Origin of the sequence: Gordonia sp. VNK1 (assembly GCF_040049135.1) — a bacterium.
Classification (GTDB): Bacteria; Actinomycetota; Actinomycetes; order Mycobacteriales; family Mycobacteriaceae; genus Gordonia; species Gordonia oleivorans.
The window spans coordinates 37,023-59,379 of sequence record NZ_JBDZDJ010000003.1; the positions used below are offsets into that span (position 1 = coordinate 37,023).

17 protein-coding genes are annotated in these 22,357 nt (G+C 69.7%); 7 read left to right on the plus strand and 10 right to left on the minus strand.

Going from position 1 to position 22,357, the window contains the following annotated elements; all coding sequences use genetic code 11:
* Positions 1-125 precede the first annotated feature (125 nt).
* Positions 126-1,358, minus strand: a complete 1,233-nt coding sequence (locus ABLE94_RS04130; protein WP_348803567.1) for an aminotransferase family protein — start codon at positions 1,356-1,358, stop codon at positions 126-128.
* A gap of 86 nt (positions 1,359-1,444) precedes the next feature.
* Here ABLE94_RS04130 and hrpA point away from each other — a divergent pair, with 86 nt between their 5' ends.
* Positions 1,445-5,398, plus strand: a complete 3,954-nt coding sequence (gene hrpA / locus ABLE94_RS04135; RefSeq protein ID WP_348803566.1) for an ATP-dependent RNA helicase HrpA — start codon at positions 1,445-1,447, stop codon at positions 5,396-5,398.
* On the opposite strand, the gene nrdR is transcribed toward hrpA, so the two are convergent.
* Together nrdR and ABLE94_RS04145 are read right to left on the minus strand one after the other, a co-directional pair.
* A complete protein-coding gene (gene nrdR, locus ABLE94_RS04140) occupies positions 5,372-5,878 on the minus strand; it encodes a transcriptional regulator NrdR (RefSeq protein WP_348803565.1) in 507 nt (168 codons plus the stop codon). The two genes, hrpA and nrdR, sit on opposite strands and share 27 nt — an antisense overlap.
* 24 nt (positions 5,879-5,902) lie before the next feature.
* A complete protein-coding gene (locus ABLE94_RS04145; protein ID WP_348803564.1) occupies positions 5,903-6,502 on the minus strand; it encodes a LysM peptidoglycan-binding domain-containing protein in 600 nt (199 codons plus the stop codon).
* Between the two features lie 266 nt (positions 6,503-6,768).
* On the opposite strand from ABLE94_RS04145, the gene lexA reads away from it, so the two are divergent.
* Positions 6,769-7,509, plus strand: a complete 741-nt coding sequence (lexA, locus tag ABLE94_RS04150; RefSeq protein WP_348803563.1) for a transcriptional repressor LexA — start codon at positions 6,769-6,771, stop codon at positions 7,507-7,509.
* A 39-nt stretch (positions 7,510-7,548) separates the two neighbouring features.
* Here lexA and ptsP read toward each other — a convergent pair whose 3' ends face one another.
* On the minus strand, positions 7,549-9,336 hold the full coding sequence (gene ptsP, locus ABLE94_RS04155) for a phosphoenolpyruvate--protein phosphotransferase (protein WP_425476139.1): 1,788 nt from the start codon (positions 9,334-9,336) through the stop codon (positions 7,549-7,551).
* A 160-nt stretch (positions 9,337-9,496) separates the two neighbouring features.
* On the opposite strand from ptsP, the gene ABLE94_RS04160 reads away from it, so the two are divergent.
* The 4 genes from ABLE94_RS04160 to ABLE94_RS04175 all read left to right on the plus strand — a co-directional run bounded on the left by ABLE94_RS04160 (position 9,497) and on the right by ABLE94_RS04175 (position 13,795).
* A complete protein-coding gene (locus ABLE94_RS04160; protein WP_348803917.1) occupies positions 9,497-10,267 on the plus strand; it encodes a DeoR/GlpR family DNA-binding transcription regulator in 771 nt (256 codons plus the stop codon).
* The gene (locus tag ABLE94_RS04165) at positions 10,264-11,229 is read left to right on the plus strand and encodes a 1-phosphofructokinase family hexose kinase (protein ID WP_348803560.1); all 966 of its coding nucleotides are present in this window, start codon (positions 10,264-10,266) and stop codon (positions 11,227-11,229) included. The genes ABLE94_RS04160 and ABLE94_RS04165 overlap by 4 nt, the downstream gene beginning before the upstream one ends.
* A gap of 78 nt (positions 11,230-11,307) precedes the next feature.
* Positions 11,308-13,416, plus strand: coding sequence for a PTS fructose transporter subunit IIABC (locus tag ABLE94_RS04170; protein WP_348803559.1), 2,109 nt, complete (start codon positions 11,308-11,310; stop codon positions 13,414-13,416).
* 118 nt (positions 13,417-13,534) lie between these two features.
* Entirely contained in the window at positions 13,535-13,795 is a 261-nt protein-coding gene (locus tag ABLE94_RS04175) for an HPr family phosphocarrier protein (protein WP_348803558.1), read from the plus strand.
* Between the two features lie 99 nt (positions 13,796-13,894).
* Here the strand turns inward: ABLE94_RS04175 and hflX are convergent, their stop codons facing one another.
* The 4 genes from hflX to ABLE94_RS04195 form a co-directional block, all read right to left on the minus strand.
* Positions 13,895-15,400: a GTPase HflX gene (gene hflX / locus ABLE94_RS04180; protein ID WP_348808112.1), complete on the minus strand. Its 1,506-nt coding sequence runs from the start codon at positions 15,398-15,400 to the stop codon at positions 13,895-13,897.
* Between the two features lie 76 nt (positions 15,401-15,476).
* Entirely contained in the window at positions 15,477-16,382 is a 906-nt protein-coding gene (dapF, locus tag ABLE94_RS04185; RefSeq protein ID WP_348808113.1) for a diaminopimelate epimerase, read from the minus strand.
* Positions 16,379-17,302: a tRNA (adenosine(37)-N6)-dimethylallyltransferase MiaA gene (gene miaA, locus ABLE94_RS04190; protein WP_348803555.1), complete on the minus strand. Its 924-nt coding sequence runs from the start codon at positions 17,300-17,302 to the stop codon at positions 16,379-16,381. Before miaA ends, dapF begins: the two co-directional genes overlap by 4 nt.
* Positions 17,290-18,120 (minus strand): class III extradiol ring-cleavage dioxygenase family protein, encoded by an 831-nt coding sequence (locus tag ABLE94_RS04195; RefSeq protein WP_348808114.1) that lies wholly within the window; start codon positions 18,118-18,120, stop codon positions 17,290-17,292. The genes miaA and ABLE94_RS04195 overlap by 13 nt, the downstream gene beginning before the upstream one ends.
* A gap of 212 nt (positions 18,121-18,332) precedes the next feature.
* Here ABLE94_RS04195 and ABLE94_RS04200 point away from each other — a divergent pair, with 212 nt between their 5' ends.
* Complete coding sequence (locus ABLE94_RS04200) at positions 18,333-19,769, plus strand: DUF349 domain-containing protein (protein WP_348803553.1); 1,437 nt, start codon at positions 18,333-18,335, stop codon at positions 19,767-19,769.
* Between the two features lie 194 nt (positions 19,770-19,963).
* Here the strand turns inward: ABLE94_RS04200 and ABLE94_RS04205 are convergent, their stop codons facing one another.
* Positions 19,964-20,701, minus strand: coding sequence for an Rv2732c family membrane protein (locus ABLE94_RS04205; protein ID WP_348808115.1), 738 nt, complete (start codon positions 20,699-20,701; stop codon positions 19,964-19,966).
* Complete coding sequence (gene miaB, locus ABLE94_RS04210; RefSeq protein WP_348803914.1) at positions 20,698-22,257, minus strand: tRNA (N6-isopentenyl adenosine(37)-C2)-methylthiotransferase MiaB; 1,560 nt, start codon at positions 22,255-22,257, stop codon at positions 20,698-20,700. The genes ABLE94_RS04205 and miaB overlap by 4 nt, the downstream gene beginning before the upstream one ends.
* Positions 22,258-22,357 lie beyond the last annotated feature (100 nt).

Consider the following 22,357-nt stretch of genomic DNA (forward strand, 5'->3'; position numbering starts at 1 on the left):
CCCGGTCACCGTGAGGTGACCGGGCCGTCGTCGTCGTGCCGGTTGTCGTCGTGCCGGTTGTCGTCGTGCCGGTTGTCGCCGTGCCGGTTGTCGTCGTGCCGGCGGGAATCGGGTGACGGGCGCGCTCAGTCGGTCAGTGCGGCCCGGAACCGTTCGGCCATGTCGGCCACCTGCTCGGTGGTCATCACGAACGACGGCGAGATCTGCAGTGCCCCTTGGCCTGCGGCCCGGCCACTGACGCCGTGCCGGCGCAGCGTACCGACCGCGGCCATCGCGGTCGGTGCGTCGGTGAGCTGCACCGCCGTCACCGCGCCGAGCCCGGTGCGCACCTCGGTGACCGCGTCGAGTTCGGCAAGCGGGGCGAAATGAGTGGCCAGATCACCTTCGAGGCGTGCCGCCTCGCCGATCAGACCCTCGCGCTCGATGATGTCGAGGTTGGCCATGGCCGCGGCCGCCGCACCGGCGTGACCGCCGTAGGTGTAGCCGTGCCGCCACCAGACACCGCCGGCGAAGAACGGCTCGGCGACGCGCGGTGCGATGAACACCGCACCCATCGGCACATACCCGGAGGTGAGTCCCTTCGCGGTGGTCATCATGTCGGGTTGAAGGTCGAAACGCGATGAGGCGAACCAACTGCCGCCGCCGATGCGGCCGAAGCCGGTGACCACCTCGTCGGCCACGAACAGGATGTCGTGGTCCCGGCAGATCTGACGGACCTCGGTGAGGTATCCCGCCGGCGGCAGGTACACGCCGCCGGCCCCGATGATCGGTTCGCAGAAGAAGGCGGCCACCTTGTCGGCACCGACCCGTTCGATCAGTCCCAGAAGGCTTTTCGCGTCATCCCAGTCCACCGACTCGGCGTCGGGCATGAGCTGACCGTAGCCGTCGTGATTGACCGGGATGCCGGCCAACGACGTTCCGGCGACGTGCATGCCGTGGTAGGCCTTGGTGCGCCCGACGAGCAGGGTCTTCTCCGGCTTACCGACCTCGTTCCAGTACCGGCGTGCCAGTTTGGCCGCGGTGTCCACCGAGTCACTACCACCGGAGGTGAAAAAGATCTTGCTACCGGGCACCGGCGCGATCTGCGCCAGCCGGTCGGCGAGGGCATCGGTGACGTCGGCGGTCAGATCACCGAAGCCGGAGTAATGCGCGAGCCGCCCGAGCTGTGCGGCCACCGCGTCGGCGATCTCGGTGCGTCCGTGGCCGACGTTGGTGAACCACAGCCCGGCGGTGGCATCGAGGTACTCGTTGCCGTCGACGTCCCAGATGCGGGCGCCCTCACCTCGGGCGACGACGAACGGACCCTTCGCGGTCACCGCACCCATGTCGGCGAACCCATGCCACAACGAACCAGCCATGACCTCCATGATGCCGGGCGGGTGTGCCGACCCGGTGATCGGGGGCCGGATCGCACCCCGGCGGCAGCCCATATCCTGGAGGGATCATGACACCACCGGATCGCCGCGATCTCCTCGAGCGGATTCGTGCCGTCGGCATCGCCGATGCCCATGCGCTTCGGCGGCGCCTCGACAAGCTCGGGCCGCAACCCTCCGCGGACCGACTCGCCGGACTGGAGAAATCCCTCGCCGGTGCCGAACGACGGGTCGCCGCCCGCCGCGCCGCCGTCCCCGTCCTGGAATTCCCCGAGGATCTGCCGGTCTCGGCGGCCCGCGACGAGATCGCTGCGGCAATCTCCGAGCATCAGGTGGTGGTGATCGCCGGTGAGACCGGGTCGGGCAAGACCACCCAGCTACCGAAGATCTGCCTCGAACTCGGCCGCGGTGTGCGTGGCGCGATCGGCCACACCCAGCCCCGCCGCATCGCGGCGAGTTCGGTGGCCCGGCGGATCGCCGAGGAGACCGGAACACGGATCGGTGAGGCCATCGGCTACTCGGTGCGCTTCTCCGATCGCTCCGGCGCCGACACGCTCGTCAAGGTGATGACCGACGGCATCCTGCTCCGGGAGATCTCCACCGACCCGATGCTGCGCCACTACGACACGATCATCGTCGACGAGGCCCACGAGCGGTCGCTGAACATCGACTTCATCCTCGGGTACCTGCGACGGCTGCTGCCGCGCCGTCCCGATCTGAAGGTGATCATCACCTCGGCCACCATCGAACCGGGCCGATTCGCCCGGCATTTCACCACCGACTCCGGCACACCGGTGCCGGTGATCGAGGTGTCGGGTCGGACCTATCCCGTCGAGGTGCGTTACCGGCCACTGACCCTGCGTGAGGACCCGGATGCCGGCGACGAACGCGGTGGCGGCGAGCACGCCGACCTCGATCTGTTCCAGGGCGTCGACGCCGCCATCGACGAACTGTGGGGCACCGCCGGTCGCGGCGACATCCTGGTGTTCCTGCCCACCGAACGCGACATCCGGGAGGCGGCGGCGTCGTTGTCGCGCCGCATCGCCGCGGGCGCCGAGGTCGTCCCGCTGTTCGCCCGGCTGTCCATCGCCGATCAGCAGCGCGTGTTCACGCCGTCGGACGGACGACGAATCGTGTTGTCCACCAACGTCGCCGAGACGTCGCTGACCGTTCCCGGAATCCGGTACGTGATCGACTCGGGCACCGCGCGGATCTCCCGCTACTCCACCCGCACCAAGGTCCTGCGGCTGCCGGTGGAACCGGTGTCGCAGGCCAGTGCCCGCCAGCGCGCCGGTCGATGTGGACGTGTGGCCCCGGGTATCTGCATCCGGCTGTACTCCGAATCCGACTTCGATGCGCGGCCCGCCTTCACCGACCCGGAGATCCTGCGCACCAATCTCGCGTCGGTCATCCTGCAGATGACGTCCCTGCGTCTCGGCGACATCGAGGACTTCCCCTTCGTGCAGCCGCCGGATTCCCGGGCGGTCCGCGACGGCGTCGGCGTGCTGTCGGAACTGGGAGCGATCACGGTGCCGGGCAAGGGCTCCGGACGCGGCAGCGGACCGGACGCCGGCGGCCGCGACAAGGGCGAGGTGCGCCTGACGAAGGTCGGCGCCACGATGGCCCGCATCCCGGTCGATCCGCGGATCGCCCGGATGCTGGTGGCCGCCCGCGACGAGGGCTGCCTCGACCACGTGCTGGTGATCGCGGCCGCCCTGTCGATTCCCGACGTCCGGGAACGCCCGGCCGAACACCGGGAGGCCGCCGACACCAGTCATCGGCGTTTCGCCGTCCCCGGTTCGGACTTCCTGAGCTATACGCAGCTGTGGCGATATGTGCAGGAGAAACGTAAGGAGTTGTCGGCCAATCAGTTCCGACGCACCTGCGAACGCGAGTTCCTGCACTACCTGCGCATCCGCGAATGGCAGGACCTGCACCGCCAGTTGCGCGGAATCGTCATCGACCTCGACTGGCAGATCCCCGAGACCGAACCGAATGCCGACGCGATCCATCGCGCCATCCTCGCCGGCCTGCTCGGCAACATCGCGGTCCGGGCCGCCGAGGGCCGCGAGTACACCGGTGCCCGCAACACCACGCTGATGATCTTCCCCGGGTCGTCGGTGTCCAGGAAACCGCCGGCCTTCCTGATGGCCGCCGAGATCATCGAGACGTCCCGGCTGTTCGCGCACACGGTGGCCGGGGTCGACCCGTTGTGGGCGGAGAAGCTCGCCGGCGATCTGGTGAAACGCACCCACAGCGAACCGCACTGGTCCTCCACGCGCGGCGCCGCGATGGCCTATGAGCGCGTCACCCTCTACGGCGTGACGCTGGTGGCGCGCCGACGCGTCAACTACGGCCCGATCGACCCCGAGGTGTCGCGCGACCTGTTCATCCGCCATGCCCTCGTCGAGGGCGACTGGCGGACGAATCATCGTTTCTTCGAACAGAATCGGCAGTTGCTGACCGAGGCCGCCGACGTCGAGCACCGCGCCCGGCGTCGCGACGTGGTGATCTCCGAGGAGCAGCTCTACGAGTTCTACGACAAGCGCATCCCCGCCGAGGTGACCTCGGCGCGGCATTTCGACACGTGGTGGAAGTCGGCGCGGCGCACCGACCCGACCCTGCTGGATCTGACCCCCGCCGATGTGGCCGCCGACGTCGCCGTCGCCGACACCGACTATCCGGGGGCATGGCAGCAGGGCGACACCCGCCTGGAACTGCGCTACCGATTCGAGCCGGGCGCACCCGACGACGGGGTCACCGTCGTCATTCCGCAGGCCCTGCTCCCCCACGTCCGCAACGCCGGATTCGATTGGCTGGTACCGGGAATGCGATCGGAACTGGCCACCGAACTCGTCAAGACCCTGCCCAAACAGCTTCGCAAGACAATGGCCCCGGCACAGCGCTTCGCCGATCTGGCCCTGTCCCGGCTGACGCCGCGCTCCGAACCACTGGTCCGTGGGCTGGCCCGCGAGTTGTCGACGATCACCCGGCACACCGTGACACCGGCGGACTTCGCCGTCGACCGCCTGCCCGCCCACCTGCGGATCACCTTCGCCGTCATCGACGATTCGGGCGAGATCCGCAGGCGCAGCAAGTCGTTCACAGATCTCACCGCCGACGGAGCGGACCGTCGACCGACACCCCCGGCCGCGGTGTACACCACCTGGACCGCCGACGGGCTCGGCACCCTGGCGGCCACCGAGACCGCCGACGTCGCGGGCCAACACATCACCCGCCATCCCACGTTGCGTGCCGTCGGGGATCCCGGCCGATCCGTGGGCGTCGCGCGGGCCACCGCCGCCACCGAGGACGAGGCCAACCGGATGCGGGTCGTCGGTGTCATCGCGCTGCTCGACCACACCATCACCGGGCTCTCGTCGAAGGCATCGTCGGGCCTCGACCCCGCCGGGCGACTCGCGTTGAGCCAGAACCCCTACCGGGATTCCAGCGAGTTCTTCGCCGACTGCACCAGGCGGGCCATCCGGGACCTCGTCGACGTCGACGCGGCGGCCCGGGTGCGGTCACCGCAGCAGTTCGATGCGCTGGCCGCCGCACTCGGTCCGCGCGTACGTTCGGCCGCACCGGAGTATCTCGCCTCGGCCGTCAACGCACTCCGGATGGTCGCGCCGCTGCGTCAGGCGATCGATGAGCATTCCGGTCAGGTCGCCGCCGACGACGTCGCCGAGCAACTGGCCAACCTGATCTTCGACGGCTTCGTGCTGGCCACCCCGCGTGAGCACCTGGCCGAACTCCCGAGATATCTGGCGGCCGCACGCGAACGGCTGGAACACCTTCCGGGATCGGCGGACCGGGACCGGGCGGCCATGGGCACGCTCGACCGGGTCACCGGGCGGTGGAATCAGCGACTCGCCGAGGTACCCGAGGCCCGTCGCGATCTCGTCAACGAACAGGCGCATTGGATGGTCGAGGAACTGCGGGTGGGTCTGTTCGCCCAGCGGCTGGGCACCCGATATCCGATCTCGGAGAAGCGTGCGCTACGAACCCTGGATCGACTCGGCTGAGAGGGCATCGGGCGCATCCGTGCCGTTGCGCCGCGTGAGATTGCCCTGCAGATCGTCGATCTCGCGTTGGAAGTCCTCGAGGGAATCGAACGACCGGTACACCGACGCGAACCGGAGATAGGCGACCTCGTCGAGGTCACGCAACGGTTTGAGAATGGCGAGACCGACCTCGTTGCTGGGGATCTCCGCGACGCCCGAGGCGCGCACCGTCTCTTCGACCTGCTGCGCCAACTGGGCCAGATCGTCCTCGTGGACGTGCCGTCCCTGGCAGGCGCGGCGCACCCCGCGCATCACCTTCTCCCGACTGAACGGTTCGGTGACGCCGTTGCGCTTAACCACCGCCAGCACGGCGGTCTCCACGGTGGAGAATCGTCGGCCACAGGCGCTGCACGAACGGCGACGACGGATCGCCTGTCCCTCGTCGGCGACTCGGGAGTCGATGACCTTGGTGTCATCATTCCTGCAGAACGGGCAGCGCATGCATCGAGAATAGCGCCTCACCGCTCAGCGATATGCGGGCGTCAGCAGCGCCTGACCGACACGCAGGGCGCTGCCACCCATGTCGTTGAGCTCGACGATCTCGTCGATGACCGCCTGCCGCGGCATCTCGGGCGCGACGCGCGCGGCGACGGAGTTCAGCGACTCCCCCGCCCGGACGTGCACCACCTGCGTGGCCACCGGCGTGGGGGCGGTGGATTCCTGGTAATCGCTGCCGGCGACACCGATCAGCCACACCAGCATCGCCAGCGCCACCCCGGTCAGCAGGGCCACCGCGGCACCGCGACGGCCCGCCCGACGGGACTGCGACGCGGGCGCGGCGCACGGCGTCCCGGCCGGGCGCCTGGGGATCGCGACCCGGGGCCGGTCGACCGGACGATTGTCGGCCGGGCGGTGGAGGTGCCGGTGCCGCGCCGCCGGGGTGGCGCGGCGAGCCGGCACCGGCCGTCCGGCATGCACGATCGCGCCGCGCCGGGGCGTGACATCGTCTCGCGCCGCACCCCGGGCATCGGGAGCGGCACCGAAACGGGCACCGGACGGGGTGCGCCGAACCGTCGCCCGACGCGCCTGACCTGCGGTTTCACTGCGAACCAAGGTGTTCTGCATGAGAGTCTCCGATCTCGATCACTCGTTCGAGGAACTGATGTTCGAAGTTCTATCACGCACCTCCGACAATTTCTCGCAACACGTCGAACAAATGTTTGAAGTTGTCGGTGACCTGGACTAACCTGGCCGTTGACCAGCAGCGCAGACCCGCGGACAAACCCCGGCCGCACCGGACCACCGACTGCACGGGACAACCGACCGCACCGGACCACCGACAACACCGTCCGACCACAACAGAGTTTCCGACCGAAAGGATCGAACACCCGATGAGTGAGAAGAACCGACGTTCGACGACGTCGACGTCGTCGACCAAGCGCGGCCGCGGATCGGCCGCCGCCGACGAGCCGGAGGTCCCGTTCGACGCGGCGGCCGCGGAGGCCTCGCTCACGCCGCGTCAGCGGGGCGTGCTCGATGTGATCCGCAAGTCGGTGCGCGAGCGCGGCTATCCGCCGAGCATCCGCGAGATCGGCGACGCCGTCGGGCTGGCCTCGACGTCGTCGGTCGCCCATCAGCTGCGGACACTGGAACGCAAGGGACTGCTCAAGCGCGACCACAACCGCCCACGCGCGGTCAACGTGCAGGACGGCGAGCACACCCCACCGGACGACACCGCGGTCGCGTCGAATCTGCCCGCCCCGACCTTCGTCCCGGTTCTCGGGCGCATCGCGGCCGGTGGACCGATCCTCGCCGAGGAGGCCGTCGAGGACGTCTTCCCGCTGCCGCGTGAACTCGTCGGCGAGGGTTCACTGTTCCTGCTGAAGGTGGTCGGCGAGTCGATGATCGACGCCGCGATCTGTGACGGCGACTGGGTCGTCGTCCGGCAGCAGAACGTGGCCGACAACGGTGACATCGTCGCCGCGATGATCGACGGCGAGGCGACCGTGAAGACCTTCAAGCGCAAGGACGGTCACGTGTGGCTGATGCCGCACAACGAGCATTTCGAACCCATCCCCGGCGACGACGCCGCCATCCTGGGCAAGGTCGTCACGGTGATGCGCCGGATCTGATCCGGCTCCGGGCCCGCCCGGTGCGGCGCTCGCCGAAATTCAGCCGGCGAGCGCCGCGGTGGCGGCCTCACGTGCGGCCGCCGGGGAGGCGGTCGCGAGGGCAGCACTCGCCGCGGCACGGCACGCATCGAGTGTGACGCCGCCGAGTTTGGCACCGACCGCCGCCGACGCCGCCGGAGCACTCGACAGCGAGGTGACGCCGAGTCCGACGAGTACGCAGGCCAGCAGCGGGTCGGCGGCGGCCTCACCGCAGACGCCGACCGGTTTACCCGTACGTTTCCCGGCCTCGGCCACCATCGAGATGAGCGCGAGCACCGCGGGCTGCCACGGATCGGTGAGTTCGGCCAGATCGGCCGACATGCGGTCGGCGGCCATCGTGTACTGCGTCAGATCGTTGGTTCCGATCGACACGAAGTCGACCTCGGCGAGGATCGACGACGCGAGGATCGCGGCGGACGGGATCTCGACCATCACCCCGGCGACCAGACCACGCCCGCGGACCTGTGCCGCGAACTCCGCGGCCTCGTCGGCCGAGGCGATCATCGGTGCCATCACCCATGGAGTGCTGCCGGTCTCCCGGGCGGCCGCCGCGATGGCGTCGAGTTGCCCGGCGCGGATCTCCGGATGCCGAGCGGTGATCCGATTACCCCGGACCCCCAGAGCGGGGTTGGCCTCGGTGCCGTGGTCGACGAATTTCAACGGCTTGTCCGAACCCGCGTCGAGCGTCCGCACGACGACCTTCTTGCCCCCGAACGCCTCGAGCACCTCGCGGTAGAGCTCGGTCTGCTCGGCCACCGTGGGTGCCTCGGCGCTGTCGAGGAAGGCCAGTTCGGTCCGGAACAGGCCCACTCCCTCGACCGGATAGGCGGTGGCGGCGCGCGCGGAGACACCGTCGGCGACGTTGGCCAGGATGGCCGCCTCGTGACCGTCGGCGGTGTGCCCCGGCCCCGACCAGCCCGCGACGAGTTCCGCCTCGCGCCGGCTCTCGTCGACGGCCGCCTGCGCCTGCTCCGGATCCGGTTCCAGCACAACGGTTCCGGCGGTGCCGTCGACGAGCACCAGGGTTCCGGCGGGTACCTCGTCGAGGTCGGCGACCGCGACGATGCACGGGATGCCCAGCTGCCGGGCGATGATCGCGGTGTGACTGGTCGGCCCGCCGAGTCGCGTCACCAGCGCGGTGACCAGTTTGGGATCGAGGCCGGCGGTGTCGGCCGGCGCCAGATCGTCGGCGCAGAGCACCGACGGCTCGGTGGGCACCGGCACACCCGGTTCGGGTTGTCCGAGCAACTCGGCCACGACCCGATCGCGGACATCGTTGAGATCGGTGACGCGTTCGGCCATCAGACCGCCGAGTTTGGTGAAGAGCGCGGCGAACTGGTCGGTCGCCGCGGTCGCGGCCGATGCGGCCGACGACCCGGAGGAGATCAGCTTGCCCGCCGCACCGATCCAGCCGCGGTCCTCGGCGAGGCCGGCGGTGGCGATGAGAACCTCGGCGGCCGCACCGGAGGCATGTGAGGCACGTTCGCGCAGCCGGGCGGCCACCAGCCCGGCCGCGTCGACGAAGCGGGACTGCTCCGCCTCCCGCGCGTCCTCCGGGATCGTCGCGGTGTCATGCACCGGGGCGACGCGCTCGCCGGGGCGAACCACCGGCCCGTAGGCCTTCCCGCCGACCACGGGGGTCCCACGCAGTTCCTGAGCCTGCTGATCGTTCACTGCGCTGCCCTTCGTTCGAGGTTCGTTTCGGCCGTCGTCGGCCGATCTGGTCTGTGCTGTCGCGAGATCGCTCTCCCGGCGGCCCGATCTGTGAAAAATCTGCCCGCCGAACATCTCTTGTGATCGAAGTTACAAGAAATCCTTGACTTGTCAACACAAACAGGCGTAAACACAGATATATCAACATTGAGTTCCACCCAAAACCACATCAAGTTTTGCCCAAACCCACATGGACACAGACATCCCGTCATCCGTCCTCTCCGATCGGAGCAACGTGTACGCCGAAGAAAGACAGCAGGCGATCGCCGAACTGGTTCGCTCGCATGGCCGCGCATCGGTCAGCTCGCTCGCCGAGCGATTCGATGTCACCAGCGAGACAGTGCGTCGCGACCTGGCAACCCTGGAGCGCTCCGGACACCTGCAGCGTGTCCATGGCGGCGCCGTCCGTCCCGAACTGGTGCAGCTCATCGACGAGCAGGACATCTCCGAGCGCGAGACCAGCCACACCATCCAGAAGGCCGCCATCGGGCGGGCCGCGATCGCCTTCCTTCCGGCCGACGGCGGGTCGGTGTCCCTCGACGCCGGGACGACCACCTATCAGGCGGCCGTCGCCATCCCGGCAGATCGCCGCCTGCACATGGTGACCAGCAGCCTGCCGATCGCGACGGTGCTGGCGAGTCACCCGAACGCCACCCTGCATCTCGTCGGCGGGCGTGTGCGCGGCCTCACCCAGGCCGCGGTGGGCGCCGAGACCGTGGCCCGCCTTGCCACCTTCCGCACCTCCGTGGCGTTCATCGGGACCAACGGCATCAGCGAGGACATGGGCTTGTCGACCCCCGACCCCGAGGAGGCGGCCGTCAAGGCGGCACTGGTGGCCTCGGCCCAGCGCGTCGTCGTCCTGGCGGACTCCTCCAAGATGAACCGCGAGGACTTCTCGTCCTTCGCCTCGCTCGACGATGTCGACGTCCTCATCACCGACGCCGGTGTCGATCCCTCCTACGCCGCCGCCCTCTCGGCCCGCGGCATCGAGGTCGTGATCGCATGATCCTCACCGTCACAGCCAATCCAAGCCTGGATCGCACGTTGGAGATCGCCGCGCCGCTCGAGCGCGGTGAGGTGCAACGCGCGGTGGCCGTGCGCGCCGAACCGGGCGGCAAGGGCGTCAACGTCTCCCGCGTCGTCGCCGAGGCGGGCATCGACACCATCGCCGTCCTGCCCGCCCGCGCCGGCGACCCACTGCTGAGCGCACTCGACGCCGTCGGTCTGCGCCACGAGACCGTCGCCGTCGACGGCGAGGTCCGCTCCAACATCACCATCGCCGAGGCCGACGGCACCACCACCAAGATCAACGCCTCCGGCCAACCGCTCGACGATCGCCGCCGCGCCGCCCTGACCGATCTGGTGCTGGCGCACGCCGCCGGCGCCGGCTGGGTGGCGTTGTGCGGATCGCTTCCCCCCGGAGTCGAGGACTCCTGGTATCGGGAGCTGGCCGATCAGCTCATCGCGCGTGGTTGCCGGGTCGCCATCGACACCTCCGGGGAACCCCTGCGCGCCGCGGTCACCGGCCGCGTCGACCTGATCAAGCCCAACGAGACCGAACTCGCCGAGGTCTGCGGCGCCGACCCGACGGTGCTGCGCCGGGCCGCCGCCGCCGGCGACCTGGATCCGATCATCGCGGCCTCGGCCGAACTCGCCGGGCACACCGGCGGCGCGGTGCTGACGACCCTGGGCGCCGCGGGCGCCGTGCTGACCACCACCTCGGGCAGCTGGTTCGCCACGCCTCCCCCGATCGTCCCGCGCAGCACCGTCGGTGCCGGCGATTCCTCGCTGGCCGGCTACCTCATCGCCGAGGCGCGCGGCGCCGGCGAACCGGAGCGTCTCCGCAGCGCCGTCGCCTACGGGGCCGCCGCCGCCGCACTGGCCGGCACCCAACCACCCCGACCCGATCACCTCGACCCCGATCATGTCGCGATCACCGACCTCGCCGGAGCCGCCCCCGCCACATGACCCCGACCTCCCCGACCTCCCCGATCTCCCCCACCCACATCCGACACTCCCGAAACACCTAGCAGTAAAGGAAGATTCATGTCCGAGCAGATCATCACCGCAGCGACGGTGAACCTCGACATCGACGCGGGCGACGACCCGTCGGCGGTGATCAACCACCTCGCCGAGAACCTCGCCGCCGCCGGACGCACCAGCGACGCCGCCGACCTCGCACGAGGCGCCCTGGCCCGCGAGGCCAAGTCGGCCACCGGCCTACCGGGCGGCATCGCCATCCCCCACGCCCGGGCGGCCTCGGTCACCGAGGCCAGCCTCGGCATGGCACGGCTGTCCAAGAAGGTCGATTTCGGCGCGCCGGACGGCCCCGCCGACCTGGTGTTCCTCATCGCCGCGCCCGAAGGCGGCGCCGCCGAACACATGAAACTGCTCAGCTCGCTCGCCCGCGCGCTGGTCCGCCCCGACTTCGTGGCCTCCCTGCGGGCGGCGAAGACCGACGACGAGGTCGTCACCCTGGTCGACGAGGCGATCAATCCGCCGGCGAAGAAGCCCGACACGGCCGCCGCCACCGAGAAGACCACCGTCTCGACCACCAAGGCCGCCGCACCCGCCGCCGCCGCAGCGACCACCGCGGCCGTCGCCGCCCCCGCCACCGCCGAGAAGAAGCTCTCGATCGTGGCGATCACCGCCTGCCCCACCGGGATCGCGCACACCTACATGGCCGCCGATGCCCTCAAGTACGCCGCCGAACGCGCCGGGGTCGACTTCCACGTCGAACCGCAGGGTTCGTCGGGAACGACACCGTTCACCCCGGACGTCATCGCCGGCGCCGACGCGGTCATCTTCGCCACCGACGTGGGAGTCAAGGGCAAGAGCCGATTCCACGGCAAGCCGGTGATCGCCTCGGGCGTCAAACGCGCCATCAACGAGCCCGACACGATGATCGCCGAGGCCATGGCCGCCGCCCGCAATCCCAAGGCCGCGGTGGTCCGCGACGGTGACGGCAACGACGCCCCGGCCGACGCCGCCGGCGGAGAGACCCTCGGCCTGGGCAAGCGCACCCAGCAGGCGCTGATGACCGGCGTCAGCTACATGATCCCGTTCGTCGCCGCCGGCGGCCTGCTCATCGCCCTGGCGTTCCTGCCGTTCCTCGGCGGATACCAGATCGCCAACAAGACCCTCGACGAGACCGGCGCCCTCAACGACGGACAGTTCATCGCGTTGCACAACAGCCTGTGGGATCTGCCCGCCGGCGGACTCGGACAGTACATCGGCGCGGTGTTGTTCGCGATCGGCGGACTCGCCATGAGCATGCTGGTGCCCGTCCTGGCCGGTTACATATCGTTCGCCATCGCCGACCGACCCGGCATCGCACCCGGATTCGTGGCCGGACTGGTGTCCGTGGCGGTCGGTGCGAGCTTCATCGGCGGCCTGGTCGGCGGTCTGATCGCCGGCGTCGTCTGCCTGTGGATCTCCCGACTCCCGTTGCCGCAGTGGGCACGTGGTCTGATGCCGGTCGTGATCATCCCGCTGCTGGGCAGCTTGTTCATCGGCGTCGTGCTCTACATGTTGCTCGGCAAGCCCCTCGCCTGGGTGACCACCGAGATGACCAACGGCCTCAACAGCATGTCCGGCGGTTCGAAGATCGCACTCGGCATCGTCCTGGGCCTGATGATGTGCTTCGACCTCGGCGGCCCGGTCAACAAGGCGGCGTACCTCTTCGCCACCGCCGGTCTGGCCATCGCCGGAACCGCACAGTTGGAGATCATGGCCGCGGTCATGTGCGCCGGAATGGTCCCGCCGCTCGCCCTGGCACTGGCCACCGTCCTGCGCCCGGGCCTGTTCACAGAACCCGAACGCGAGAACGGCAAGGCCGCCTGGCTGCTCGGTGCATCGTTCATCTCCGAGGGCGCCATCCCGTTCGCGGCCACCGATCCGTTCCGCGTCATCCCCTCGATGATGGCCGGCGGTGCGCTGTCCGGCGCGCTGATCATGGCCTTCGGCGTCACCCAGCGCGCCCCGCACGGCGGCATCTTCGTGTTCTTCACGATGAACCACTGGCTGCTCTTCCTGGTCGCCTTGGCCGCGGGCACCGTCCTCTCGGCGGTCTGCGTCATCGCCGCCAAGCAGTGGGGACGCGGCCACGGCCACGACGAGGTCGCCGCCGTGGAGCGCGAGGCCGTCGCCGCCTGACGAGGCGGATCACCGCGGCGGGCGTCGGCGAAATCCCGCCCGCCACGGTGATCACGGGGCACAATCACCTCACCATCACCTGCCGTTGAAGCCGTCACCCTCCAAAGGAGTAGTCACCATGCCCAGCACCACTGTCACCGTCGGCTCCGCCGTCGGACTGCACGCCCGACCCGCGACCATCATCGCCGAGGCCGCCGCCGATGCCGGCGTCCCGATCACCCTCGCCGTCGAGGGCGGCGAACCGGTCGACGCCGGTTCGGCCCTGATGATCATGACCCTCGGCGCCGAGAAGGGCACGAATGTCATCGTGTCCTCCGACGACGCGGGCGCACTCGAGCACATCGCCCAACTCGTCGCCAAGGATCTCGACGCCGAGTAGGCGCCATCCCCGACGATCTCGGACAACGAGACGGCCGGTCACCCGTGCGGGTGACCGGCCGTCTCGTCTGGTCGTGCCCGGTGGAGCCGGATCGGCGGCTCAGTGCGCCGTCGCCAACACCAGGTCGGCGAGCTCACCGGCCATGGCCGGCGGAACCCGTACTCGCACAATCGATCCGTGCTCGTCGTGTTCGGTGGAGAGCACCTCACCCTCGCGGTGGATGCGGGAGAGCACCTCACCACGGGTGAACGGGACGGCGAGGGTCAGCTCGACGTCGGTGCGTCCGACGAACTCCCGGACCCGGTCGAACAATTCCGGCAATCCCTCGCCGGTGCGCGCCGAGACGAACACCGCATCCGGTGCCATCGCCCGGAGTTCGGCCATCCGCGTCGCGTCGATCGAGTCGATCTTGTTGATCACCAACAACTCCGGCGGTGCGGCGACGTCCTCGTCGGCCACCACCTCGTTGATCACCTGACGGACCGCGGCGATCTGTTCGGCGGGGAACTCGTCGGCACCGTCGACCACGTGCAGCACCAGGTCCGCGTCGACGACCTCCTCGAGGGTCGAGCGGAAGGCCTCCACCAGTTGCGTCGGCAGATGGCGGACGAAACCGACGGTGTCGGTGAACACCACCTCGCGTCCGTCGTCGAGCGTGGCGCGACGCGTGGTGGGATCGAGGGTCGCGAACAGTGCGTCCTGCACCAGCACACCCGAACCCGTCATCGCGTTGACGAGACTGGACTTACCGGCATTGGTGTAACCGGCGACCGTCAGCTTGGGGACGGAACTGCGTTGCCGCGCCGCCCGTTTGGTCAGCCGGGCCTTCTTCATGTCGCGAATCTCGCGGCGCAGCTTGGCCATTCGTTCCCGGATGCGACGCCGATCGGTCTCGATCTTCGTCTCACCGGGACCACGCAGGCCCACGCCGCCGTTGCTGCCGGCGCGGCCACCGGCCTGCCGGGACATCGACTCACCCCAACCACGCAGGCGCGGGAGCATGTACTCCATCTGGGCCAGCGACACCTGTGCCTTGCCCTCACGCGACGTTGCGTGCTGGGCGAAGATGTCGAGGATCAGCGCGGTCCGGTCGATCACCTTGACCTTGACGACCTTCTCGAGTGCGGTCAGCTGACCGGGGGTCAGTTCGCCGTCGCAGATCACCGTGTCGGCGCCGGTGGCCAGCACCACCTCGCGCAGCTCGTCGGCCTTGCCGGAGCCGATGTAGGTCCCGGGGTCGGGGGCGTTGCGGCGTTGGATGACGGCGTCGAGGACCTGCGAGCCGGCGGTCTCGGCGAGTGCCGCCAGCTCGGTCATCGCCGCCCGTGCCTGCGCCGCGGTGCCGTGGGTCCACACTCCGACGAGCACCACGCGTTCGAGGCGCAGCTGCCGGTACTCGACCTCGGTGACGTCGGCGAGTTCGGTGGACAGTCCGGCCACGCGTTGCAGCGAGGCACGATCGGAGAGTTGCAGTTCACCCAGGGTCGGATCGGACGCGGCGGTCTCGCGATGATCACTGTCGCGAACGTCGCTCTCGCGGACGTCACGCTCCGGATTCACGTCATCGGCCGGGACGGGTGGGAAAATGTGGGTTGATTCGCTCATACGCCTTCCATGGTTGCATGGAGAAACGTCGCGGTGCACACGAATATTTCGCCGCCCACCCCGACGACGTGCACCCTCAGCGGGCCCAGCCGGCGCGGAGACGGCCGTCGGCGACGAGCCGCGACGGCCCTCGCAACCATGCGTCGTCGTCGAGGATGCGCACCTGGACCCGCCCGCCCGGCACGTCGATGGTCATCTCACCGGTCTGGTGATGCAGGTGCGCCAGACCGGACGCGGCGGCGGCCACCAGGCCGGTCCCGCAGCTGCGCGTTTCGCCCACCCCGCGTTCGAAGACACGCATGTGGGCATGCAGACCTGCCTCCGTCGGTTCGGGCACCGTCAGGAGCTCGACATTCGTGCCGTCGGGGAACACCTCGGCGTCGAAGGTGACGCCTTGGGCGAAGTCGACCGCGACGAGACCGGCGACGTCGAGTCCGGGCACCACACACGCCAGGTGCGGATTGCCGACGTCGACCGCCGTGCCGACATAGAGGTCGTCGCCGATCCGTGCGGTGGTCTCCACCCCGAGTCGCGCCGGCCCGATCTGCACACTCACGTCGGCGTCCACGTGATCGAAGGCGTGCACGATCACCGGGCGGGCACCGGCCCGCGACCCGACCGTGAACTCGTCACGTTCGGCCAGTCCGGTGGCGCGGACGTAGTGCGCGAACACCCGCACGCCGTTGCCGCACATCTCGGCGATCGAACCGTCGGCGTTGCGGTAGTCCATGAACCAGTCATCCGGGGTGACCCCGGCGGGCAGCTCCGGCAGGACCCCGGCAGCCACCAGCGCGCCGGCGCGGGCCACGCGCAGCAGGCCGTCGGCACCCACGCCACGTTGCCGATCGCACAGCGCGGCGACGAGATCGTCGGCGAGATCGAGTTCGGCGGCCGGGTCGGTCAGGATGACGAAGTCGTTCTGGGTGCCGTGCCCCTTCACAAAGGCGAGGTCGTCCCCACTCGGGGCGGTGCTGATCGTCACCGGTCCAGGGTAGCCAGAGCCCGAGCGGTGAGGTCGTCGGCGGCCGCATCGAGCCACACGATGCGGTGATCACGACGGAACCAGGAGCGCTGGCGACGCACATAGCGGCGTGTCCCGATGACGGTCAGTTCCTCGGCGCGGTCGAGGTCACCGTCGCCGTCGAGCGCGTCGAGGACCTGGGCGTACCCGATGGCCCGCCGAGCGGTGCGTCCCTCCCGCAGACCGCAGTCGGCCAGGGCGCGCACCTCGTCGACGAGGCCACCGGCGAACATCGCCGCGGTCCGCGCCCGGATCCGGTCGTCGAGATCGGCGGTGTCGCGGTCCAGCGCGAGGATCCGGGTCGCCCAGCGCGGTTCGCCGATCTGCGGCGCCGACGCGGCGAACGGTTCACCGGTGAGTTCGACCACCTCGAGTGCGCGCACGATCCGGCGGCCGTCGGTGTCGAGGATCGATGCCGCCGCGGCCGGGTCGACCTCGGCGAGTCTGCGGTGCAACGCGCCGACGCCGATCTCGGCGAGGAGTGCCTCGTAGCGGGCCCGCACCTCCGGGTCGGTGGCCGGGAACTTCCAGTCGTCGAGCAGTCCCTGGATGTAGAGCATCGAACCGCCGACGATGACCGGGGTACGCCCGGCCGCCAGCAGGGTCTCGACATCCTGCGACGCCGCGGCCTGGTAGCGGGCCACCGTCGCGACCTCGGTGACGTCGAGCACGTCGATCTGATGGTGGGTGATACCTCGACGTTCTTCGGGCGGCAGTTTGGCCGTCCCGATGTCCATCCCGTGGTACTGCTGCATCGCGTCGATGTTGACGATCTCTCCGCCGAGTTCCTCGGCGAGATCCAGGGCCAGATCGGATTTGCCGACCGCCGTCGGGCCGACCACGGCAACCGGGACCACCCCGGACGACGTCACCTCTCCCATCGGGCCACCACATATCCGACGCCGAACGGCGCATCGGCGTACTCCACCGACGCCGTCAGGGCGGGTGCTCCCGCGGGATCGTCGGTCCGGGCCGATGCGCGCACCGCTGCGGCCGCCGTCTGCCAGGCGACGCGCCCGCCGACACCCTCGGCGGCACACTCGTCCGGGTCCAGTGCCGCAAGGGCGTCGAGGTCGCCGGCAGCGATCGCCGCTTCGATCCGGTGCTGCAGGCGTACCGATTCCTCCCGGAGGCCCCCGCCGGGCGACTTCTGCGTCAACGCGAAGGCACCGTCGCCCACCACCAGCAACCCGATCGGCTCGGCACGCGAGTCCAGTGCCGCGGCGATCTCACCGCCGATGCGGGCACACTCGGCGGTGCTCGCCTCCGGATCGATGACGACCGGGGTGAGTGCGCCAACGCCCGCCTGTTCCCGCAACCAGGCCGCGATCAGCATCGACAGTGGCATCGGCTCAGACAGTGGCATCGGCTCGGCCGGGGCCGGCGCACCCGCGGGCGCACCACGGGACGGATCGAGGCTCACCCCGACGTCGACCCCGAATCGCGCGAACGTTCCCGAGGTGGGCACATCGGTGACGCAGGTACGACCGGCGCCGTCGGATGACCCCGGCCGATCGGCCGCTCCGATCGCCACCCAGGTGGTGGCCGCCGGTGCGGCGGCAGCGAACGCGTGCCGGGTGGCGTCGCGAACCGCATCGGCCTCGTCGGCATCCGGTCCGGTCAGTTCGGGCACGAGAAGAGGTGCACTCGGAACGAAGACCGCGCAGGCAAACACCTGCTCGACGCTAGTCCACGCCACCCGATCACCGGCGAATGCCCGGTCCGCAAGCCGGTGCCCCGGGGAGATCGACGACGCGACGCGCGCGGATCATTGTTGCGCAGCGCGCACGCGACGGAGCCTGAGCTGCTTGAATGGGGAACAGCCCGGCGGCCGGTGGTCCGTCCGGGATGGATCAGTGACCTGGCAGCCGTGTCGCGCGGCACCATGAAGCGCAGAAGGGGCATCTGCACATGAGCGGAGAACACGACAGCAACGGAGACGGCACCGGAGACAACACCGGCGAGCCCGGTCCCGGAACCGATATCGGCGCAACCGATATCGGCGGGGCTTCCACGCCCGTCCCGAAGCCCGGACCCCGACCCGGGCCCAAGCCCGGACCGCGGCCCCGCCCGACCCCGCCCGCCGCGTCCGCGGTGACCCCGGTGGTGACACCCACCCACGTCCCGCACACCGACCCGCACCGATTCGGTCGGATCGACGCCGACGGCGTCGTCTGGCTCACCACCGCATCCGGGGAACGCCAGATCGGCTCCTGGCAGGCCGGTTCCGTCGAGGACGGTCTCAATCACTTCAGCCGGCGCTTCGACGATCTGGCCACCGAGGTGGAAATCCTCGAGGAACGCCTGGCCGCGCGATCCGGGGATCCACGCAAGGCACAGACCGCGGCCCGTCACCTGCTCGACTCGCTACCCGACGCCGCGGTCATCGGCGACGTCGACGCCCTCGAGAAGCGCCTGTCGGTGATCGTCGGGGCCGCCGACGAGGTCGCCGACTCCCTCAAGGCGGAGCGAGAGGCCACCCGCGCGGCCGCGATCGCCCGCAAGGAGGAGTTGGCCGCGGAGGCGGAGACCATCGGCGCCGAATCCACCCAGTGGAAGTCGTCCGGGGATCGGCTGCGCGCCATCCTCGACGAGTGGAAGTCGATCAAGGGCATCGACCGCAAGACCGACGACGTGCTGTGGAAGCGGTACGCAAAGGCACGCGACGCGTTCAACCGTCGGCGCGGCGCACATTTCGCCGAACTCGACCGGGTTCGCGCCGGCGCCAAGGTGCGCAAGGAGGAGTTGATCGCGCAGGCCGAGGAACTGTCCGGCTCCACCGACTGGGGCACCACCGCGGCAAAGTTCCGTGACCTGCTGACCGAGTGGAAGGCCGCCGGACGCGCTCCCCGGGACGCCGACGAGGCACTGTGGCAGCGGTTCAAGGCCGCCCAGGACGTCTTCTTCGCCGCACGCAATGCGGTCGCCTCCGAACGCGACGCCGAGTTCAGCGCCAACGGACAGGCCAAACTCGATCTCCTCGCGCAGGCCGAGAAGAGCATCGACCCGGCCGCCGACCTCGACGGCGCACGCAAGGAGTTCCGCGCGTTCCGCGACAAGTGGGACGAGATCGGCAAGGTACCCCGCGAGCAGATGCATTCGCTGGAAAGCCGCGCACGCGCGCTCGAGAAGCGGATTCGCGACGCCGAGGACGCCCAGTGGCAGCGCACCGACCCGGAGGCGCAGGCACGCGCCGCGCAGTTCGCCGAACGCGCCGCGCAGTACGAGGAGCAGGCCCGCAAGGCCGAGGAACGCGGCAAGGCCAAGGACGCCGCGAAGCTGCGCGATCAGGCGGCGCAGTGGCGCGAGTGGGCGACCGCGGCCCAGAGCGCCATCGAGGATCGCTGACCCGCCCCCGTCGAGTGGGCGCACTTTCCCGTCGAGTGGGCGCACTTTCCCGTCGAGTGGGCGCACTTTCCCGTCGAGTGGGCGCACTTTCCCGTCGAGTGGGCGCACTTTCCCGTCGAGTGGGCGCACTTTCCCGTTGAGTGGGCGCACTTTCCCGTTGAGTGGGCGGGCTTTCCCGTTGAGCGTGCGGCGGGTTACGAGGTTCCCGGCGTTCCGTCTTCTCGCGGGATGTCACTCGGCCGGGTGATGGTGCGGCCGGTGAGACGACGCGCGGCGTCCTCCCGCGCGGCGGACTCCCGGCGGCGTTCCTCTTCCAGCGCGAGGTGGTACGTGCTGCGGGCCCACACCACCCGCGCCCAGTGGAAGGTCAGGACCAACGCGGCGATCCAGCCGAGGATCAGGCCGATACCGACACCGTGCGGCGGTTCCACTCCGCCGACGCCCGGCGTGTTGCGGGTCCACCAGGCCAGCATGCCGGCGACGCACGAGACCGCGCACCCGCACAGGGCGATCCAGGCGATGATCCAGCGACGCGTGAGCAGCGCGAGCATCGACGCCCCGATGCCGAACACCAGCAACAGCCAGACGAACACCTTCGAGGTGATGGCCACCCGTTCGGTGACCGCGTCCGGCGACACGGTCAACACGTCGATGCCGCTCGCCGCACCGGTGTGCGGAAGCACCAGCGACACCATCGCGACCAACACGGCGACGGCGACGACGACGGCGCGGGCACCCGGATCGATCTCGCCGGCCACCTTGCGCTCGGCCTTGCGCAAATCGTCCTCGTACCCGGCGAAGCCGTCGTCGATCGGATCACGCTTCGCCGGATTGCGGCGTGCTGACGGTTCGGGCTCTGGGCCGGCGTTGTCGTCCTGCTCGTTCACTGCTTCCTCGATCTTCGGTGTATCCCGGTCCTGTTGGCCGCTCATCGGGTGGCCGGAGCCCCGCAGGCACCGGACTCACAGCCACCACCGGAGGCGACCGGAGCGCTCGGACCGACCCCCGGCATTCCGAGGCCGACTCCCACCGGCGGTGTCGTCGGCGTCAGGGCCTGCTCGTGGGCATCTCCGGCCCGCGTCCGTCGGTGCGAACCGATGCCTGCGTCGGCGATCAGGTGATGCGGCGCCGCGTCGGTCACCACCGTGGTCACCACGTCACCGGGGCGGATCGCCGCACCCCGATCGCCGGGAGCGAAGTGCACCAGTCGCCCGTCCCGGGCACGACCGGTCATCCGGTGCGCATGGGCACTCTTTCGTCCCTCGTCGGCGACGACCAGCAACTCCACGTCGCGTCCGACGATGGCGCGATTCTCCGACAGACAGATCCGTTCCTGCAGGTCGATCAGTCGCTGGTAGCGGTCCTTGACCACCTCGGGCGGCACCTGATCGTCCATCGTGGCGGCCGGGGTGCCCGGCCGCGGTGAGTACTGGAAGGTGAACGCGCTCGAGAAGCGTGCCTGCTCGACGACCTCGAGGGTCTGCGCGAAATCCTCCTCGGTCTCGCCGGGGAATCCGACGATGATGTCGGTGGTGATCGCCGCGTGCGGCATGGCGTCGCGGACCTTGTCGAGGATGCCCAGGAACCTGGTGCGCCGATAGCTGCGCCGCATCGCCTTGAGAATCCGATCCGAACCCGACTGCAACGGCATGTGCAGCTGCGGACAGACATTGGGGGTCTGCGCCATCGCCTCGATCACGTCGTCGGTGAATTCGGCGGGGTGCGGCGAGGTGAACCGGACGCGCTCGAGTCCGTCGATGTCGCCGCAGGCGCGCAGCAACTCCGCGAAGGCACCACGGTTGCGGGGCTGATCCGGATCGGCGAACGACATGCCGTAGGCGTTGACGTTCTGCCCGAGCAGTGTCACCTCGAGCACACCGGCGTCGACCAGGGTCTGCACCTCGGCGAGGACGTCGCCGGGTCGCCGGTCGACCTCTTTGCCGCGCAGCGACGGCACGATGCAGAACGTGCACGTGTTGTTGCAGCCGACCGACACCGACACCCAGCCCGCATAGGCCGATTCCCGCTTGGCGGGCAGCGTGGACGGGAAGGCCTCGAGCGAATCCCGGATCTCGACCTGCGCCTGCTCGTTGTGCCGGGCCCGGTCCAGCAACACCGGCAACGAGCCGATGTTGTGGGTGCCGAAGACCACGTCCACCCACGGCGCGCGCCGCAGCACGGTGTCCTTGTCCTTCTGCGCCAGACACCCGCCGACCGCGATCTGCATCCCGGGCCGCGACGCCTTCACCGGCGCCAGGTGCGACAGGTTGCCGTAGAGCTTGTTGTCGGCGTTCTCCCGGATCGCACACGTGTTGAACACGACGAGGTCGATCTCGTCGTCGTCGGCGCCCCGCACGTAACCGGCCTGTTCGAGCAGTCCCGAAATCCGTTCCGAGTCATGCACATTCATCTGGCAGCCGTAGGTGCGGACCTGATATCGAGGCGAATCGGCCAGCGCGTCGACGGACGTGTCGACGGGCGCGGTCACCGCATCGGCATCCGCGACGGCCGGCGCCCACGGCGCAGCGGTCGATGTCGGGGTGGGTGCCACGGGCTCGGACAGGTCGATACTCACTGGATCCAGAGTA

Excerpts from the sequence above, each read along its gene's own strand:
- ABLE94_RS04130 (WP_348803567.1), bottom strand. The coding sequence starts at position 1,358 with ATGGCTGGTTCGTTGTGGCATGGGTTCGCCGACATGGGTGCGGTGACC.
- hrpA (WP_348803566.1), top strand. The coding sequence starts at position 1,445 with ATGACACCACCGGATCGCCGCGATCTCCTCGAGCGGATTCGTGCCGTC.
- nrdR (WP_348803565.1), bottom strand. The coding sequence starts at position 5,878 with ATGCGCTGCCCGTTCTGCAGGAATGATGACACCAAGGTCATCGACTCC.
- ABLE94_RS04145 (WP_348803564.1), bottom strand. The coding sequence starts at position 6,502 with ATGCAGAACACCTTGGTTCGCAGTGAAACCGCAGGTCAGGCGCGTCGG.
- lexA (WP_348803563.1), top strand. The coding sequence starts at position 6,769 with ATGAGTGAGAAGAACCGACGTTCGACGACGTCGACGTCGTCGACCAAG.
- ptsP (WP_425476139.1), bottom strand. The coding sequence starts at position 9,336 with ATGTTCGGCGGGCAGATTTTTCACAGATCGGGCCGCCGGGAGAGCGAT.
- ABLE94_RS04165 (WP_348803560.1), top strand. The coding sequence starts at position 10,264 with ATGATCCTCACCGTCACAGCCAATCCAAGCCTGGATCGCACGTTGGAG.
- ABLE94_RS04170 (WP_348803559.1), top strand. The coding sequence starts at position 11,308 with ATGTCCGAGCAGATCATCACCGCAGCGACGGTGAACCTCGACATCGAC.
- ABLE94_RS04175 (WP_348803558.1), top strand. The coding sequence starts at position 13,535 with ATGCCCAGCACCACTGTCACCGTCGGCTCCGCCGTCGGACTGCACGCC.
- hflX (WP_348808112.1), bottom strand. The coding sequence starts at position 15,400 with ATGAGCGAATCAACCCACATTTTCCCACCCGTCCCGGCCGATGACGTG.
- miaA (WP_348803555.1), bottom strand. The coding sequence starts at position 17,302 with ATGGGAGAGGTGACGTCGTCCGGGGTGGTCCCGGTTGCCGTGGTCGGC.
- ABLE94_RS04200 (WP_348803553.1), top strand. The coding sequence starts at position 18,333 with ATGAGCGGAGAACACGACAGCAACGGAGACGGCACCGGAGACAACACC.
- ABLE94_RS04205 (WP_348808115.1), bottom strand. The coding sequence starts at position 20,701 with ATGAGCGGCCAACAGGACCGGGATACACCGAAGATCGAGGAAGCAGTG.